Genomic DNA, 17048 nt, shown 5'->3' on the forward strand with positions numbered 1-17048 from the left:
AGTTGACAACCTATATAGGAACACCCCCCTGTCTGCGCTGGTCAACGGGGAAGTTTTGTGAAAGATTTTGTGCCCCAGAGTGGATTCGAACCACCGACACCGGCTTTAGGGGTACTCGAAGCAATATCGCCAGGATAAACGTACCGAAATATCCAGCGTAACTAGCCTTTTTGCCCCCTAGGTGGGTACTAGGTTAGTACGCGGGTACTACTCGGTTATGCACCCAAAGTTAGTACATAAGTTAGTACATATCGTTATTCTCTAGAAGTACTAACTTGCTAGTCTCGATGACGGGTTTGACGCTCACCGCGTCCGTGTATGACGCCCCGCTCACCTCCGGCGTATGCCCGAAATACGCGGAAATCAGGTGCGGCGGGAGAATCCCCGCCATTGCCGTCGTGAGAACCTTCCGCCACACATGAGAACGGTTCTTGCGCAAGAACTCGAACCCCTGTGTATCAGCTAGCCCTGTGTAGTAGTGACGTACGGCTTTCGTCGCCCCGCCGCGCTCCCATGCCTTACTCGTGTCAGTCGGTGCCGGTATGACCAGCCCCGTACCCGCGTGTGCTCTCGCTAGTGCCGCCGATACCTCTGGCACCAGCACCGGCACCCGGCGTGCCTTGCCCGTCTTCGCTAGCTCGGCGGTGACTGTTATCCAGGCTGTGCCGTCGGCGTCGATTTCGACATTTTCCCAGGTCAGGGTTAACGCCTCGCTGATTCTTAAGCCCGTAGCCATCTGCAGTACCGTTAGCTCCATCACTCGTGCGTGACGTGCTCGCGCACTCAGCTTCTTCGCTTGCGGTGAGTCTTGCCCCGGCATCGGCGCGTTAGCGTCTTCCTCGTGCAGAATGAACCGTAGAAGGGCCTTCCACTCCTCAACGGTAGGAATTGCTACATGCTCCTTTTTCGCCCGTGTGAAGGGCATAGAAACGCCGTGAATTGGGTTTCTATCCAGTAGCCCGTACTCGATCTGTTGTTGGATGACATACGCGCTGACCACACTGCGCGCTTGCCGTGCGCTCTCTGGCCCGTGCTTATCGGCGATATTCTTAATCACTGCCTTAATCGCCGCCGCCGTGGTTAGCGACCGCATTGAACGCCCGTCGGTGTAGTGGCGGTAAAGATGTAGAACCTCCAGGTAGCGCGCCTGTGTACGTGGTTTAGTATCCGCGCTTTTAACAGCGGGAATAACAACGTCATCAATAAAATCAGTAATTGAATCTTCTAGCGTCCAGCTGCTATCTGTTACTACCCCTGCGGATTCAGCGAGTATTTTCTCCCATGTCCTCAGCGCCCGCGCTCGGCATTCCCCGACGTCTCGCCCTTGTGTCCTCTTTTTGTGGGGTTGTCCCGTCCAGTCCCGCCCGAGCCAGCGTATTGCTTTGCCCTTGCGGAAGTTCGTCGCCTTAACTTGCATAATCGTGCTCTCGCCTGGTTGCAGTGGTTGTCTTCCCATGCTCAAAAGCCTAGCAAAGTTAGTACAAATTAGGGAAGTTCGATGCGGAGTTTTCCCTACAGTCTTGCGTAACCCAGTAGTAACCGTGTACTATTGACGATGAAAATTTCACACTCGCACCCGTTGTGTGGCCCCCGGGCAGAACAATACAGACGACAGACAAGGATTCTCAGTGCATAAGCGCTGGTAGGAATCGCTCACCCGGTGGATACCCACACTAAAAGCATGACTGGTTTTCTATAGGGCAGCAGGCGTTACGCGTAAGCCCCAGGTTGGTTGAAAACCGCCACCCCAGGAGGGGTTTTCAGTCATGCCAAAATCGGTATCAACCTGCGAATTACTCACCACGGCAGAACTCGCCGAACGCCTCAAAATCTCCGTAGCCACCGCTCGCCGCTGGCGACATAACGGAAAAGGCCCGAATTACGTCCGTCTCGGCCACAACGATGTGCGCTACAGGCTAGAAGACGTCGATGCCTTCCTTAAGGGCCAGACCGTCATCACCTTCGGCGGTGGTGCGTAGCCATGCAGCAAATGAAAAACTCCGCTGCGGTAACAGCGGAGCTCAATAAAACAAACTTCGCTTACAAGAATACGCGAATCATTGCCACCCCGCAAGGATTAAATTCACGCCCGTGGCAGAGTTGCCAGGTTTCTCCAAGATTCACAGGGAATTCTTCCACGAAAAGTGAATTCTCGAATACGGTGTGGTTTTTTGGATTTTTCCAAACGAATTTTCACCACACACAAAACGAAAACCCACAACTACCAGCAAAAACACTAACGCGCGCGGGCGAGCTGGGCTTGTGCCTCGCCCGCGGACTCCGCTGCGAAATTTTGCGTTTCCGCAGGTCACAGCGTTGCACCTCCGCGAAAAACACACATCGCAAAATCTGTGTTTTTGGATTTTTCCGCTTTTCGGTGGTGGTATGCGATGTCTAAGCCTGAAAAGTGTGACAAAACTCACATGACGGAAGATGCAACTTCAGCGCCGGAATCGGAGCCGCAAACAGTAAAGGCGTTGCCGGAATCGCTGCAGCTTCTGCAACTTGTAGGTACCGACAAGTGCCCGTTCGGACCAGGCGGGAAGTGGCACAACCACGACAAGAAGAAGTTCAGCGTGCTTTTCATCACGCAGCAAGCGTTTTACGACGGTTACGGTGACCTGCTCACGGAGGAGCGCATTAAAGAAGCGCTCGCCCCGAAGGGTATGACTGAATGGGCGTATATCAACCACGACCGCGACACGTACACGCCGAAGGACTTTAAGAGCAAGTACACGCCGCCGAAGGGTGCATCTGTCGGTGACAAAAAGCCTGCTCATTGGCACATTGTCATTTTCTGCAAGTCGCGTAAAACGATTGCAGCGGTCGCGAAAGCGCTTGGTGTTCCGCCGCAGTACGTAGAAGGAAAGCCGCCTAGTGCGTTTCTGCCGCTCTGTAAGTACTTGACGCACGAAGACCCTGCTCAGGCAGATAAAGAGACCTACGACCGCAGCGAAGTAGTCACCAACGTGCCGGATCTCTGGGAACAGGTCGACGAAGACGATGAGCGCCGCGCGCAGCAGAAGAAAGTTAACGTTGATGAAGTATCAGCGCTGGTCGCTCAGGGAAAAATGACGCTCGCTGAAGTGCGCGAAAAGTACTTGAAGCTTTACGTCAAGCGCGGAATGCTTGCGCATCTGACAAAGCTGCGCGGTGACTACTTGCAGTACGCGCCCTTACCGCCACGGATTGTGAATATCTTGGTCTACGGCGACGGCGGTACTGGCAAAGACCTGATGACCGGCCCGCTTCCGCACGAACTGGGTTTTCTGGTATTCAAAATCGGCGGCGAAAACGTCGGTTTTGACGGCTACGACGGTGAAGAGTGCGTTGTTTGGGAAGACGCCCGTGCCGGCTCGATTATTCAGGCTTGCGGCAATAGAGGAAACGCCTTCCGCATGTTTGCACCGTTCAGGCAACCTGGTGACGGCCGCCTTTCGGCCAATATCAAGTACGGCCGTACGTATCCCATTCAACAGCTCAACATCGTCACTGCGGCGACTACCCCAGATGATTTCTTCCAGGGACTCGCGGGTACCTACATAGATCGTTTTGGCCGCCCTCAGATGGCAGAAGACGAATCGCAAGCGTACAGGCGATTCCAGATTCTCATCAAGGTCGAGAAGGGTCAGTACATGATTTACCTGAACAAGGGATTCTTTAACGGCACACGCGAATACTTCGACTACATCACGGTTGGCCCGCTTTCGCAGAATCTGGAACAGCTGCGCCGTAGGGCCGAGAACATCGCAGACCCAGAAGAGCGCGAAGCGGTGATTAGCGAAATTGAATCGCGAACAGTCGCGCCGATTGTAGACGTCATCAAGCAGATTCTGTACGGCGACCCGAACACCCCGACAGAAGACGCCGACGCGCTACTTGCTGATTTCGCTGACGCAGGTCAGCAGGTCACGGCGCGCACCTCGCGTATCAACCCGCCGCAGATGGACTTTGCCGCAGACGCGAAGCCGAACGCGTACTTTTCGCGTACGGATTTCCTTTGCACAGCAATTTGCGCGAATCCCGCCGCGCCGCCGCGCGCTTGGCTGCTCGACGGCAGCGAAGACGGCCAGCAACACCGCATTTTGCAAGTGCAGAACTCTGACGGTACGTACACGAACTACCTTGCGGGACTCAGCTACAGCCGTAGCGGCTACGCAACACGCACTACAGGCGCGCTAGACAGCTCAGCAACGACGGTAAGCACCGCAGTAGCCAACGGCGTACTTGTCGCCGGAGAACCGGCCAATTCGCGACAATTATGCGTCAGCAGCAACGGCAAAACTTACGTTTGGCGCTGGCCCGGCACCGACGACAAGGAACGTACGAATCTTGAAGTACGGATTTCCGCGAACACCCGCGACGTCATCCGCGTAGTCAGCGAAAGCAATGACAGTCTCCCGGCGGAACAAAGGCACTCTATTCAGCGCTACAGCGCCGCACTGGTGGACAGCCCTACGTACGTCAGTCTTGAACAAAAGGTACTGAACGCCGATGAAGCTGTAGCGGTCATCACCCGGGGTACTTGGGCCACGGCCGCAGTCACTGACGAAGAACTACAACAGATCTTCGCCGCGATTACCGCAGGGGGTGCAGAACGATGACCCGTTTAGACCGCGTACGCGGACCTCCTGGAGTAAGGCACTCGCGCCTTGCCCCTCATGTCAAAACACCAAAACCAAAACAAGGAGAACTAACCGTCATGGCAACACTCGAAGAGCTACAGCAGCAGGCAAAGAACGCCCAGCGGCGTTTGAACAATGCACGCAAGCGCGCTGACGAAGAACTCGGCAAGCGGCTGCGGGAGATTCTCGCGGGCGAAGACAAGCTGAGTCGTGAGGCTCAGGACGAGCGCGCTCACGCCTTCATCGACGAGCATTTTGCTCAGGAGATTATCGAGCAGCGGCAGCGCGCCGAGCGTAAGAAGCAGGAGCGCGAGGAGAAGAAGAAGGCGAAGGAGGCGGAAGCCGACAACGACGAGGAGCGCCAGGAGCGCGACGAGCAAGACGGTCAGGGATACGAGGGCCACGGCCAGTATTCCTAGACCGTCAAAGCAAAACAGAAAGACCCCGGCACGTGATGTGTCGGGGTTTTGTTTTGCTCAGCCCCCGGCAGGGCCCCCGGAGGGCCCCAGGAACTTAGTGGAGCAGCGCGGAACTAAGTGTATGGGGCTACACTTATTGGAAAGTTAACTATTCAGAGGACAGGATAAGGACATGGCACAGACTCGCGTCACATGTGACGTCAGCAAGGGTGGCAAGGTTAAGGCCGATGCCACAACCGCGATGATTCGGCACTGGGCGCGCGACGTTGATGCTGCGAACGGGATTGAACGTGCTCACTCGAACGAGAGCATTGATACCAGCCGGTCGATTAACAACGAAACGTATTTCCCGACAGATGGGCCACGGGATGAATGGACCACGCCGGGAAGTACGGAGGAAATCGAACAACGGCTGCAGGACCGCTTAGCGACAGTCACGGGACGGACGCGCAAAGACTCAGTCGTTATGCGCGGGGTCGTACTGGGTCTGTCTCCCGAGTGGGTCGAAGAACACACGCCTAACTGGAAGACGGACCCAGCGGACCGAGAGAAGTTTATGGACGCGCTGCACCCGGTGGTGGAGCGAGTTATCGAGAAGGCCGGTGGCGCTAAGAACGTCATCTTGGTCACGGGTCATTTCGATGAAACCGCTCCGCAGATTCAGATGGCGGTCACGCCGGTGACGGAGGACGGCAGACTTAGACAGAACGATTTCGATCTGTTCAAGTCGCCGGGGTCACTGCGAAAGCTCCACAAGAAGATTCGCGAGGAGCTTAAAGAGTCTGGCCTGGACGTGATTCTCGAAAGCAGCGAGCGCAGCCGAGAACATCTGTCGAACCTTGAGTATGCACGCAAGGCGGACAAGGAGCGCGAGAAGGAAAAGGAAGCACTCGCCAAGGAGCGCCAGGAGCTTGAAGCCGAGCGCGAACAGTTGGAGCGCGACAAGGCTGCTCTGGCTGAGCGCCGACGTATAGCACGTGATGAAGGATTCCAGGAGGGCTACGAGGCCGGAGAGGTCGAAGCAGGCGCGCTGTATGCAGACGTGCAGCAGCAGCGCCAGGAGGTCGAGGACGAGCGAAAGCAGCTGGACGAAGACAAGGCGAAGCTGCCGGAGTTGAAGCGCGCAGCGGCAAAGAAGGGTTACGCCGCTGGCCACAAGAAGGGCTATGGCGACGGTCAGGAGCAGGTGGGCACGCTACTGGCTGATGCGCGTCAGAAGGCTAACGACATCGTTGCTCAGGCACACGCGCAGGTAGATGCGATACGCAAGCAGCGCGAGGACTTAGAGAAGGAGAAGGACAAGGAGAAAGCACTACTGCAGGAGACCAGCGACGCGGTCACGGCCAAGTACAACGAACTGCAGCAGCTGCGCCAGGAGGTCGAAGACGCCGAGGCCGTTAAGAACTCACGCGAGAACATGAAGCAGCTGGATTCTGATTTCTTGGACGACATACTCAAGTACCCGAAGATTCATCAGCGCTACGAGGACTTTAAGAAGAAGCGCGTGAAGGGGTTTGCAGCCGTCGTAGACGGTACGCAGGACTATTACGAGCGCACGGTAGGTGAAAACCAGCAGCTCCAGGAGCAGCGCGCTCAGACACGTCAGCGGCAGAACCAGCAGCAGCGAGGTACTCAGAAACCCACGCAGCCGGGCTATAAGCCGATGTTTTAGGGCTCTTCGCGCTGAGTCTAATTCTCTGCAAAGTCAGTACTTAAGTTAGTACTTCGGCGAATTTGCCCAAGAGTCAGGAAACCCCCGTAGCCCGTATGTGCAGGTCACGGGGGATTTTCTGTGCCCCAGACTGGAATCGAACCAGCGACACCGGCTTTAGGAGAGCCGTGCTCTATCCCCTGAGCTACTGGGGCGGGGTTGCGTGTGCAACGTGGCTAATCATAGCAGTGGGGCAGGGGCGCTCCGAAATGGCTGGGGTTTGGATTAGCTCTCGGCCAATTCCTTCTGCTTATTGCGCACAGAGGACGCCGGTGGGTTGGTAACGGAGGTGCCGTCGGAGTAAAGCACGGTTGGCACGATGCGGTTGCCGTCATTGACGGACTTGATCCACTCGTTTATGTCCTCAGTGCCTTCGGCCTCGACGTCGACAAGCGCGTATGGCGTCTCCGTGCGGTTCAGTGCCTTGAGCAGCTTCGCGCAAAACGGGCACCAGTCGGCGTAGAAGATCGTGACGTGCTCGGTGGTTTCGGGAGTTGCGACGGTCATTTAAGCGGCGTCCTTTCGTTCATAAGTTAAAAAGCGGTATTTAATCGGCAGCTCACTCGGGGGCTGCCCCGGAATGGTCAGGTGGCCCTTTTCAGAAGTGAGCCAATCAGTGCTAGCCGCTAGGCCGAAAGTCTCCGGAACTGCGGGGGCATAGACTGCGTCATCACCGTAGACATCCCCGATGTTAACGCCCATCAACGTAATTTCGATGACGTCGACCTCATCCAAGGTTGAGGCGTATAGCTGGCCGCCGCCGATGATCCAGGCGTCGGAAAGCGTGGAAGTTACGTCGTTGAGGTTGCTGGTTGTGCTCGCCCCAGCGGACCATTGGCCCGGCTCCTTGCGGGAGAGAACATAGTTATCGCGGCCTGGCAGCGGGCGAAACTTCGGGTTTAGCGATTCCCACGTGCGTCGGCCCATCACTACGGGCGAGCCTAGCGTGACCTCCTTAAAGTGCTTGAGGTCCTCTGGTACGTGCCACGGCATGACGGAACCATCGCCGATGATGCCGTCCAAGGACTGCGCCCAAATAGCACCCAACATTAGACGGAAACCTGCGCTTTGATGGTGGGGTGGGGATCGTAGCCTACGACCTCGAAATCGTCGAAGGTGTAGTCGAACAACGAGTCAGCCTTGTGCAGCTTGAGCTGCGGGTAGGGGCGTGGCTCGCGGGAGAGCTGCTCCTTGACCTGCTCCAGGTGGTCGTTGTAGATGTGGCAGTCGCCGCCGGTCCAGATGAGCTCGCCGACCTCCAGTCCAGCCTGTTGCGCAAACATGTGGGCCAGCGCAGCATAGGAAGCCAAGTTGAAAGGCACGCCCAGGAACATATCCGCCGAACGCTGATATACCTGCAGGGAGAGCTTGCCTTCTGCCACATAAAGTTGGAATAGCAGGTGGCAGGGCATAAGCGCCATCTTGTCTAGTTCTGCCACGTTCCAGGCGGAGACCAGGTTGCGACGAGAATCCGGATTATTCTGCAGTGTATCCAGAGCCTGCTGGATCTGGTCTACATGCGTGCCATCCGGGGTAGGCCACGAGCGCCACTGGACGCCGTAGACAGGACCCAGCTCGCCATCGGCGTCAGCCCACTCATTCCAGATACGGACGTTGTTGTCCTGCAGCCACTTCACGTTGGAATCGCCCTTGAGGAACCACAGCAGCTCGCCGATAACACCGTGGAAGTAGACCTTCTTGGTGGTCAGCAGCGGGAAAGACTCCGCCAAGTTATAGCGCAACTGCGCACCGAAAATTGAGCGCGTGCCGGTCCCGGTGCGGTCACCTTTGTCCGCGCCTTCTTCCAAAACTTTGCGGAGGAGGTCCTCATATGGGGTCTGGATCATGGTTCTCAAGTGTAGAAGCCTTTTTGCTGAAACGCCTAAAAGTTGAGGAACGGCTTAAAAGCCGCCGTTTTCTTCGGCATAGGCAGCAGCGTGCTCCAGGATTTCATCGGCGAGTTCCGGCCGGCAGATGAGCAGGTCTGGGATGAAGGTGTCCTCGTTGTTGAAACGAATTGGGGAGCCATCCAAACGGGAACAGTGCAGGCCCGCCGCCATGGCAACGCCCACCGGCGCAGCCTGGTCCCACTCGTACTGGCCGCCTGAGTGGATATAGCCGTCAAAGTCACCGAGCAGAACGTGCATTGCCTTGGCACCGGCAGAACCGATGCCGACGGTTTCAAATCCCATCTTCTCCCCAATATGGGAAGCCACCTGGGGCGGACGGTTGCGGGAGACCACAAACTTCTTAGAAAGCGGGCCGGTAACGGCGCGGGCATCGGAGGAGCGGAAGGTTACGCCCAAATCCGGCATGGCCACGGCCGCATGCTGTGGCATGCCGTTGACCACGAGCGCGATGTGAACAGCCCAGTCTTGGCGGCCGGTGGCAAACTCCTTGGTGCCATCGAGGGGATCGACGATCCACACGCGTTCCTTCTTCAAACGGCTGAGATCGTCTGCTGCTTCCTCGGAAAGCAGGCCGTCTTCGGGGCGGTGCTGCGCAATTACCCGGGTGATCCATTCTTGTGCGGCTTCATCGCCGGCGTCGCCAAGCGCGAGGCCGCGCAGCAGGCCACCGTTGCGCACACCTTTGAGGATCTCACCGCAGCCGTTGGCTAGTGAATTGGTCAGGCGGGAATCAGAAATCTCGACGGTCATGCATGCTAGATTACCGCGCGCGTTAGAGTAAGGCATGAACAAAAACGTCCTAACCCGCTTCCGGCCCCAAGTCCGGCAATGGTTCGAGGACGTTTTCGCAGCGCCCACGCCCGTACAGCGCGAGGCATGGGAGCAGATCTCATCCGGCAACCATGCGCTCGTGGTCGCCCCCACCGGCTCCGGTAAAACCCTGGCGGCGTTTTTATGGGCCTTAAATTCCCTCGTGGAAAAGGAAGGCCAAACTGCACTGCCCGTAGGACAGCCGGCAAAGGGCGGCAACTCAGGCGTCAAGGTTTTGTATATCTCCCCGCTGAAGGCGCTTGGCGTGGACGTGGAAAATAACCTGCGTGCTCCGCTGAACGGCATCGCTCGTGCGGCAGAACGATTAGGACTTGACGCCCCCGACATCACCGTCGGCGTACGCTCCGGGGATACACCTTCTGCAGAACGCTTCCGGCAGGTACGCCGCCCGCCGGATATCCTCATCACCACTCCGGAGTCGGCTTATTTGATGCTGACCTCGAAGGCCGCGGGCATCCTATCTGCCGTCGATACCGTCATCATTGATGAAATCCACGCCCTGGCCGGCACCAAGCGTGGCGTGCACTTGGCGCTCACGCTCGAGCGGCTGGCGGCCGTGGCGGGGGAGTTCCAACGCATCGGGCTATCGGCAACGGTGCGCCCGCTTTCTGCAGTGTCGAATTTTTTGGGCGGCGACAGGCCCGTAGAAATCGTGGCACCGCCGGCTGAAAAACGCTGGCAGCTTGATGTCCACGTGCCCGTGGAAGACATGTCGGATCTGCCCACCCCAGAGCAAGGTTCCACTATCGGTGAGATGACAGTGGATGATCCGCTGGGCATTACTGGCCCCGCGGCGGTGGCTGATTCGGCATTGCCCACCGCGAAATCCATTTGGCCATTTATTGAAGAAGACCTCTACGGCGAAATCATGGAGCATCGCTCCACCCTCGTGTTCGTGAACTCGCGGCGTACCGCGGAGCGCCTGACCTCCCGGCTCAATGAGCTTTATGCCATGGAGCATGAGCCGGAAAGCTTGTCGCCTGCTACGCGCCGGGACCCAGCGCAGCTGATGAAGCAAGTCGACGTCGCCGGCAAGGCACCTGCCGTCATCGCTCGCGCACACCACGGCTCGGTGTCGAAGGATGAGCGCACATTGACTGAAACGATGCTCAAGGAAGGCACACTGCGAGCAGTGGTGGCCACCAGCTCGCTAGAGCTGGGCATCGACATGGGCGCAGTAGATCTAGTGGTGCAGGTGGAATCACCGCCTTCGGTAGCCTCTGGTCTGCAGCGTGTGGGCCGCGCCGGGCACTCCGTGGGCGCGGTATCGCAGGGTTCTTTCTATCCGAAGCACCGTGCTGACCTTGTGCAATCCACTCTTACTGTGGCGCGTATGCGCGAGGGCCTCATCGAGGAGATGCACTCCCCGCAGAATCCGTTAGATGTGTTGGCACAGCAGACCGTGGCAGCCGTCGCCGCCGCCGAGGTTGCTCCGGTTACCTCCCCAGATAATGCGGGTGGCCTAGATGTGGATGCCTGGTACGCCATGGTGCGCCGCGCGTGGCCTTATCGCGATTTGGCCAGGGAGGTATTCGATTCCGTCATCGACCTGGTCTCCGGCGTCTATCCCTCCACGGACTTCGCGGAGCTCAAACCCCGCGTGGTCTTCGACCGCATCACTGGCCGGCTGAGCCCGCGCCCTGGTGCGCAGCGCGTGGCCGTTACCAACGGCGGCACGATTCCGGACCGTGGAATGTTTGGTGTCTTCCTTCCTGCGGGGGCAGAAAATGCCGCGCCCCGGCGCGTGGGTGAGCTCGACGAGGAGATGGTCTATGAATCCCGCGTGGGCGATATCTTTACCTTGGGTGCTACTAGCTGGCGCATTGAGGAAATCACGCGCGATCAGGTGATTGTCACCCCTGCGCCGGGGCACACTGGCCGGTTGCCTTTCTGGAATGGCGACCAGGCAGGGCGTCCTTATGAGCTGGGCAAGGCCTTGGGTGCGTATCGCCGGCAGGTGCACCTTTCTCCAGAGATCATCCAGGACGCAGATGGGCATGCGGTGGATAACATCGTGGCCTATCTGCAGGAACAGCATGAGGCCACGGGTGTTATTCCGGATGAGAAGACCTTGGTTCTCGAGCGTTTTAAGGACGAACTCGGGGATTGGCGCGTGGTGTTGCACACGCCGTTCGGCCGGGGTGTGAATGCCGCCTGGGCGCTTGCGGTGGGGCAGCGGGTGGCGGAGCTGACCGGCATGGACGCGCAAGCAGTGGCTGGCGACGACGGTATCGTCCTGCGCTTGCCCGAGGGGGAAAAGGAGCCGGATGCTGCGCTTTTTCTTTTCGACGCCGATGAAATTTCGGACATCGTGGCCGAGCAGGTGGGCGGTTCCGCGCTCTTTGCCTCGCGTTTTCGTGAGTGTGCCGCGCGTGCGCTGTTGCTGCCGCGCCGCAATCCCGGCAAGCGCGCGCCGCTGTGGCAGCAGCGTCAGCGGGCAGAACAGCTTCTCGACGTCGCGCGGAAGTACCCTTCCTTTCCCATCATCCTGGAGACGGTCCGCGAGGTCCTGCAGGATGTCTATGATCTGCCGGCGTTGACGGAAACCATGCGCGAGCTGGCTTTGCGTCGCATTCGCATCGCGGAGGTGACCACAGAGCAGCCTTCGCCTTTTGCTTCGACGCTGCTGTTTAATTACACCGGCGCCTTCATGTACGAGGGTGATTCTCCGCTGGCGGAAAAGCGGGCGGCGGCGCTGGCGCTTGATCCGGCGCTTCTGGCCAAGCTTTTGGGCACGGTGGAGCTGCGGGAGCTTTTAGATCCGGAGGTCATCGAGCAGGTGCATGCCCAGCTGCAGCGCACCTCCGCGGAGCGTCGGGCCCGCACGACGGAGGAAGTCGCGGACCTGCTGCGGGTGCTGGGGCCGATTCCGGTGGAAGAGATGGCGGAGCATGCCTCGGTGCCGCTGAGTGCAATTGATTCTCTGGGCGCCCGCGTGATGCGGGTGCGCATTGCCGGACGCGAGCACTTCGCGCAACCTCTTGATGCGCCGCTGCTTCGCGACGGACTCGGCGTGCCCGTCCCGCCTGGTGTTGCCGCGCAACAGTCCACCATCACCGATGCCTTGCAACAGCTGGTCTCGCGTTGGGCACGCACCCGCGGTCCTTTCGTGCTGGGGGACTTGCAGGCGGCCTTTGGCCTTTCGGCCTCGGCAGCACACACCGCGCTGGCGAGTCTCGATAGCGTGGTGGAAGGCCGCTACCGCCAAGGAATCGAGGAGACCGAGTACTGCGCTGCGGAGGTCTTGCGCACCATTCGCTCGCGCTCGCTGGCAGCGGCACGCGCTGCAACGGAGCCTGTTAGCGCCGCCGCTTTCGGACGCTTCTTGCCCGATTGGCAGCAGGTAGCGCCCGTGGGCAAGCGTCCTGCGCTACGCGGGGCGGATGGCGTCTACAGCGTGATTGAACAGCTCGCCGGCGTGCGTCTGCCAGCCTCTGCGTGGGAGTCGCTGATTCTGCCGACGCGCGTGGGCGATTACTCACCGACCATGCTCGATGAGCTGACCTCTAACGGCGAGGTGCTCATCGTGGGCGCTGGCAAGGCTGGCACGAATGACCCTTGGATCATGTTGCTGCCGGTGGACTATGCGGCGCAGTTGGCGCCGCAGGTTAACCCGGATGAACAGGGGCTGAGCATGTTGCAATTAGCGGCGTTGGAGGTCCTGCGCGGTGGCGGCAGCTACCTGTTCAACGATATCGCGGCGCAGGTGCCGGGCACTGCCGAGGAGCTGCGGGAAGCGCTGTGGCAGCTGGTAGAAATGGGCCTGGTTAGTCCCGATTCCTTTGCGCCAATCCGCACACACATTGCCGCGGCCGGCTCGCGCTCGGGAGCAACTGCGCACCGCGCTAAGCGACGCCCCACCCGTTCCCGGCTGCGCATGGGACGCACGTCCTTTGCCCAAACGCAGGGCCTCGGCGGGGCCGCAACCGCCCCGGACGTGGCCGGCCGTTGGGCTGCTTCCGTGTCAGGCCAAGGCGTCGACGCGACGAGCCGCTCCGTAGCACACGGTGAGGCTTGGCTTGACCGCTATGGCGTGCTGACTCGGGGTTCCGTGGTGGCCGAGGACGTGCTCGGCGGCTTCGCGCTGGCCTATAAAGTGCTCTCTGGCTTTGAGGAATCTGGCAAGGCGATGCGCGGCTATGTGATTGAAGGGCTTGGCGCGGCGCAGTTTTCTACTCCCGCGGTCATCGATCGCTTGCGTGGTATGAACGATTCTCCCGACGTGACGGGCTGGCCATCTGGCACTGCGAGCACTGCGGAAGTTAATACCTACGTGCTCGCCGCGACGGATCCCGCCAACCCATATGGTGCAGCCCTTGCTTGGCCGCAGCGCGATGGCGCGGACAGCGGCCACGGCCCCACCCGTAGCGCCGGTGCCCTAGTGGTGCTGATGGACGGGCTCTGCGTGGCGCATCTAACCCGCGGTGGAAAGACGCTGACAACTTTCTTGGACGCCCTGCCTGAAGACATCGATGCTGATGAAGTGCTTGGCAAAGTGCTTGAAGGTCTCACGGAGCTCATCGCCGCAGGGCGTTTGAGCCCGCTGGTGATTGAGAAAATCAACGGAGCGCCCGCATTCGAATCGGAAATCTCCACTCGCTTGCGAGGCCTTGGCGCAGGTATCAGTCCCCGTGGCGTGCGGATCTCGGCCAAGGCTGCGCCGCCGCGCACGTCCCGCCGCATCGAAGACAACCGCAGCGACCCCTGGCAAAAGCCCATGGAGCCGCGCCGCGGCCGAAGCGTTTCGGAAGCTCTGGCGGAGCTACCGGATTTAAGCTTTGACGATCCTCCCGAACCAGGCCGTGGCGTGCCGGGTGGATTTCGTCCGCGGGGCAGCCGCCGCTAGAAACAGGACTCAAACGGTAAAACCAGGATGGTAAATCCGAGACGGTAAATCCATGTGCCACGGGCCTCAGCGGCTACCGGGTACCTCATCTTTAACGAGCTGGTTTTGCCATCTAGTTAGACTGGTTGCATGCCAGAAGGTGATTCCGTCCTGCAGTTGTCCAATAAGCTGCAGTTTATGACCGGCCGTGAGGTCACCGGGGCGTCGCTTAGGGTGCCCCGGTATGCCACCGTGCATTTGGAGGGCAGCACAGTTTCTCGTGTGTGGCCTTATGGAAAGCATCTTTTCATGCAGTTCGCGCGGCCCGATGCCGAAAGCTTGGTGCTGCATACTCACTTGAAGATGGAAGGCCAGTGGGCCATTCACTACAAGGGCGATAGGTGGCGCAAGCCGGGCCATAGTGCGCGGGTGGTGCTGCAGCTCGCTAGTAGCCCGCGCGATATTGAGCTGGTGGGCCACTGGCTGGGCATGGTCGAGGCCTATCCTGCCTCCTTGTACAACGAGCGGATTTCGCATTTGGGCCCAGATATCTTGAGCGAGCAGTGGGAGTCTGAGGGCGCGGACGAAGCCGCGCGGCGAATCTTAAGCCAGCCCACCCGTACCATTGGGGCGGCGCTGCTGGATCAGAAAAACGTGGCCGGAATCGGCAACGAATACAGGGCGGAGGCCTGCTTCATCGCGGGCGTGCACCCAGCCCTTCGCGTGGCCCAAGTGGATGTGCCGCGGATTCTGGAGATATCGCGGCGCATCATGTGGGCCAACCGCAACTCCCCAGTGCGCGTGACCACGGGTGTGCGGCGCGCCGGGGAGACCACCTATGTCTTCGGCAGAAATAACGCCAAGTGCAGGCGGTGTGGCACGCCAATTGCCAAGTCGACGCTCGGCGGCGTTGACGCCGGCGGGGAAGAAGGCGAGCTGGAGCGCATCATCTGGTGGTGCCCGCATTGCCAGCCCTATTCCCGGGCCGGGGCTTAATTAGTTTCGAGCCAACCGTTAAGTGCTAGGCGCTTAGCGGTTGGAGCGGTACCAACCAATGAGCTCGTCGGTGGATTGGTCGCCGGATGCGGCTTCCTCCTTGCCGGAGACTGCCGGCGCCAAGTCATTAGCCTGCTGCTTGCCCAGCTCCACGCCCCACTGGTCAAAGGAATTGATATCCCAGATAACGCCCTGGGTGAACACGATGTGCTCGTAGAGCGCGATGAGCGCGCCCAACACAGCCGGGGTCAGCTGCTCCGCCATGATGGTGGTGGTCGGACGGTTGCCTGGCATGACCTTGTGAGGAACCAGCTCAGGGGCAACGCCTTCCGCCGTGATTTCCTCGGCAGTCTTGCCGAATGCCAGAACCTTGGTCTGAGCAAAGAAGTTACCCATCAGCAGATCGTGCATGGAGCCGGTGCCGTCGGCAGTAGGGAAATCCTGCTGCGGGCGAGCAAAACCGATGAAGTCCGCCGGGATAAGGCGAGTGCCCTGGTGGATAAGCTGGAAGAAAGCGTGTTGGCCGTTGGTGCCCGGCTCGCCCCAGTAGATTTCCCCAGTGCCGGTGGAAACTGCGGTGCCGTCGCGGCGAACGGACTTGCCGTTGGACTCCATGGTCAGCTGCTGTAGATAAGCAGGGAAGCGGCCTAGGTCCTCAGAATAAGGCAGGACCGCATGGGTCTGTGCGCCGTGGAAGTCGGAGTACCACACGCCGAGCATGCCCATCAGGACCGGTAGGTTCTGCGCAAGCTCCGCGGTGCGGAAGTGCTCGTCCATCGCATGGAAGCCGGCAAGCATGTCCGTGAAGTTATCCGCGCCGATGGTGCACATCAGGGACAGGCCGATGGCGGAATCCATGGAGTAGCGGCCGCCCACCCAGTTCCAGAAGCCGAACATGTTCGCAGTGTCGATGCCGAACTCGGAGACTTTCTCGGCGTTGGTCGATACAGCAACGAAGTGCTTGGCCACTGCCGCCTCATCACCCAACTTATTGATGAGCCACGCGCGCGCCGCGTGCGCATTGGTCAGGGTCTCCTGGGTGGTAAAGGTCTTAGAAGCAATGATGAACAGAGTCTCCTCAGCTTCTACCTGGTCCAGCGCTGCAGCCATGTCAGCCGGGTCAACGTTGGAGACAAAAAGTGCCTTGATGCCGGCGTCTTCGTAGCTGCGCAGCGCCTTCGAGGCCATGGCCGGGCCCAAGTCGGAGCCGCCGATGCCGATGTTGACCACGGTGCGGATCTTTTTGCCCGTATGCCCCAGCCAGCTGCCATCGCGCAGGGAATCAGAAAAGGCACGCATGCGGCCCAAAACTTCGTGAACGTCAGCTACTGCGTCTTGGCCATCGACGCTAAGCTCCGAGTCTGCCGGCTGACGCAGGGCGGTGTGCAATACGGCGCGGTCCTCAGTGTTGTTGATGTGTTCGCCGGCGAACATGGCATCGCGGCGGCCTTCTACGTCTGCAGCCCGTGCAAGTTCTACCAATGCCGTGAGGACATCGTCATCGACCAGGTTCTTGGAAAGATCGACATGCAGCCCCGCAGCGTCGAAAGTTAAGCGAGCCGCACGCTGCGGGTCAGCGGCGAAGAGCTCACGTAGATTGAGGTCTTTCTTCTCCGCAAAGAGCTGCTCAAGTGCGTTCCACTGGGGCTGGGTGGTGATGTCCATTACAAGGGCCTTTCTGGCTTTAGTCAGACACTAAAAATTACGGATACCACCGTAGTCCACGCGGGA

13 protein-coding genes and 1 tRNA gene are annotated in these 17048 nt (G+C 59.4%); 7 read left to right on the forward strand and 7 right to left on the reverse strand.

The genetic code is table 11. The features are described from left to right. Positions 1-241 precede the first annotated feature (241 nt). Entirely contained in the window at positions 242-1057 is an 816-nt protein-coding gene (locus tag HMPREF2888_RS00970) for a tyrosine-type recombinase/integrase (protein WP_210386792.1), read from the reverse strand. 709 nt (positions 1058-1766) lie between these two features. On the opposite strand from HMPREF2888_RS00970, the gene HMPREF2888_RS00975 reads away from it, so the two are divergent. The 5 genes from HMPREF2888_RS00975 to HMPREF2888_RS00990 all read left to right on the forward strand — a co-directional run bounded on the left by HMPREF2888_RS00975 (position 1767) and on the right by HMPREF2888_RS00990 (position 6716). Beyond that, entirely contained in the window at positions 1767-1979 is a 213-nt protein-coding gene (locus tag HMPREF2888_RS00975; RefSeq protein WP_070518073.1) for a helix-turn-helix transcriptional regulator, read from the forward strand. Positions 1980-1981: 2 nt separating this feature from the next. Beyond that, complete coding sequence (locus HMPREF2888_RS12675; protein ID WP_141744796.1) at positions 1982-2398, forward strand: hypothetical protein; 417 nt, start codon at positions 1982-1984, stop codon at positions 2396-2398. A 25-nt stretch (positions 2399-2423) separates the two neighbouring features. Further along, positions 2424-4604 (forward strand): Rep family protein, encoded by a 2181-nt coding sequence (locus HMPREF2888_RS00980; RefSeq protein WP_070518074.1) that lies wholly within the window; start codon positions 2424-2426, stop codon positions 4602-4604. Positions 4605-4702: 98 nt separating this feature from the next. Continuing rightward, positions 4703-5044 carry a hypothetical protein gene (locus HMPREF2888_RS00985; RefSeq protein ID WP_070518075.1) on the forward strand — a complete coding sequence of 114 codons (342 nt, stop codon included), beginning with the start codon at positions 4703-4705 and terminating at the stop codon, positions 5042-5044. 172 nt (positions 5045-5216) lie between these two features. Further along, positions 5217-6716, forward strand: coding sequence for a plasmid recombination protein (locus HMPREF2888_RS00990; RefSeq protein WP_083296595.1), 1500 nt, complete (start codon positions 5217-5219; stop codon positions 6714-6716). Positions 6717-6837: 121 nt separating this feature from the next. On the opposite strand, the gene HMPREF2888_RS00995 is transcribed toward HMPREF2888_RS00990, so the two are convergent. The 5 genes from HMPREF2888_RS00995 to HMPREF2888_RS01015 all read right to left on the reverse strand — a co-directional run bounded on the left by HMPREF2888_RS00995 (position 6838) and on the right by HMPREF2888_RS01015 (position 9415). Further along, positions 6838-6910: transfer RNA gene (locus HMPREF2888_RS00995), tRNA-Arg, on the reverse strand. 70 nt (positions 6911-6980) lie between these two features. Then, a complete protein-coding gene (locus HMPREF2888_RS01000) occupies positions 6981-7262 on the reverse strand; it encodes a glutaredoxin domain-containing protein (protein WP_061921202.1) in 282 nt (93 codons plus the stop codon). Further along, the gene (locus HMPREF2888_RS01005; RefSeq protein WP_061921204.1) at positions 7263-7805 is read right to left on the reverse strand and encodes a dihydrofolate reductase; all 543 of its coding nucleotides are present in this window, start codon (positions 7803-7805) and stop codon (positions 7263-7265) included. Next, positions 7805-8611 (reverse strand): thymidylate synthase, encoded by an 807-nt coding sequence (locus HMPREF2888_RS01010; protein ID WP_201040670.1) that lies wholly within the window; start codon positions 8609-8611, stop codon positions 7805-7807. Before HMPREF2888_RS01010 ends, HMPREF2888_RS01005 begins: the two co-directional genes overlap by 1 nt. 45 nt (positions 8612-8656) lie before the next feature. Next, on the reverse strand, positions 8657-9415 hold the full coding sequence (locus tag HMPREF2888_RS01015; protein WP_061921487.1) for a 3'(2'),5'-bisphosphate nucleotidase CysQ: 759 nt from the start codon (positions 9413-9415) through the stop codon (positions 8657-8659). Positions 9416-9449: 34 nt separating this feature from the next. Between HMPREF2888_RS01015 and HMPREF2888_RS01020 the strand changes: the two genes are divergently transcribed. Together HMPREF2888_RS01020 and HMPREF2888_RS01025 are read left to right on the forward strand one after the other, a co-directional pair. Continuing rightward, positions 9450-14342, forward strand: coding sequence for an ATP-dependent helicase (locus HMPREF2888_RS01020; RefSeq protein WP_070518077.1), 4893 nt, complete (start codon positions 9450-9452; stop codon positions 14340-14342). A gap of 129 nt (positions 14343-14471) precedes the next feature. After that, positions 14472-15317: a DNA-formamidopyrimidine glycosylase family protein gene (locus tag HMPREF2888_RS01025; protein ID WP_061921212.1), complete on the forward strand. Its 846-nt coding sequence runs from the start codon at positions 14472-14474 to the stop codon at positions 15315-15317. 33 nt (positions 15318-15350) lie between these two features. Here HMPREF2888_RS01025 and pgi read toward each other — a convergent pair whose 3' ends face one another. Continuing rightward, complete coding sequence (gene pgi / locus HMPREF2888_RS01030) at positions 15351-16982, reverse strand: glucose-6-phosphate isomerase (protein WP_070432580.1); 1632 nt, start codon at positions 16980-16982, stop codon at positions 15351-15353. Positions 16983-17048: the final 66 nt, after the last annotated feature.

Origin of the sequence: Corynebacterium sp. HMSC077D03 (genome assembly GCF_001808545.1) — a bacterium.
In the GTDB taxonomy this organism is placed as follows: Bacteria; Actinomycetota; Actinomycetes; order Mycobacteriales; family Mycobacteriaceae; genus Corynebacterium; species Corynebacterium simulans.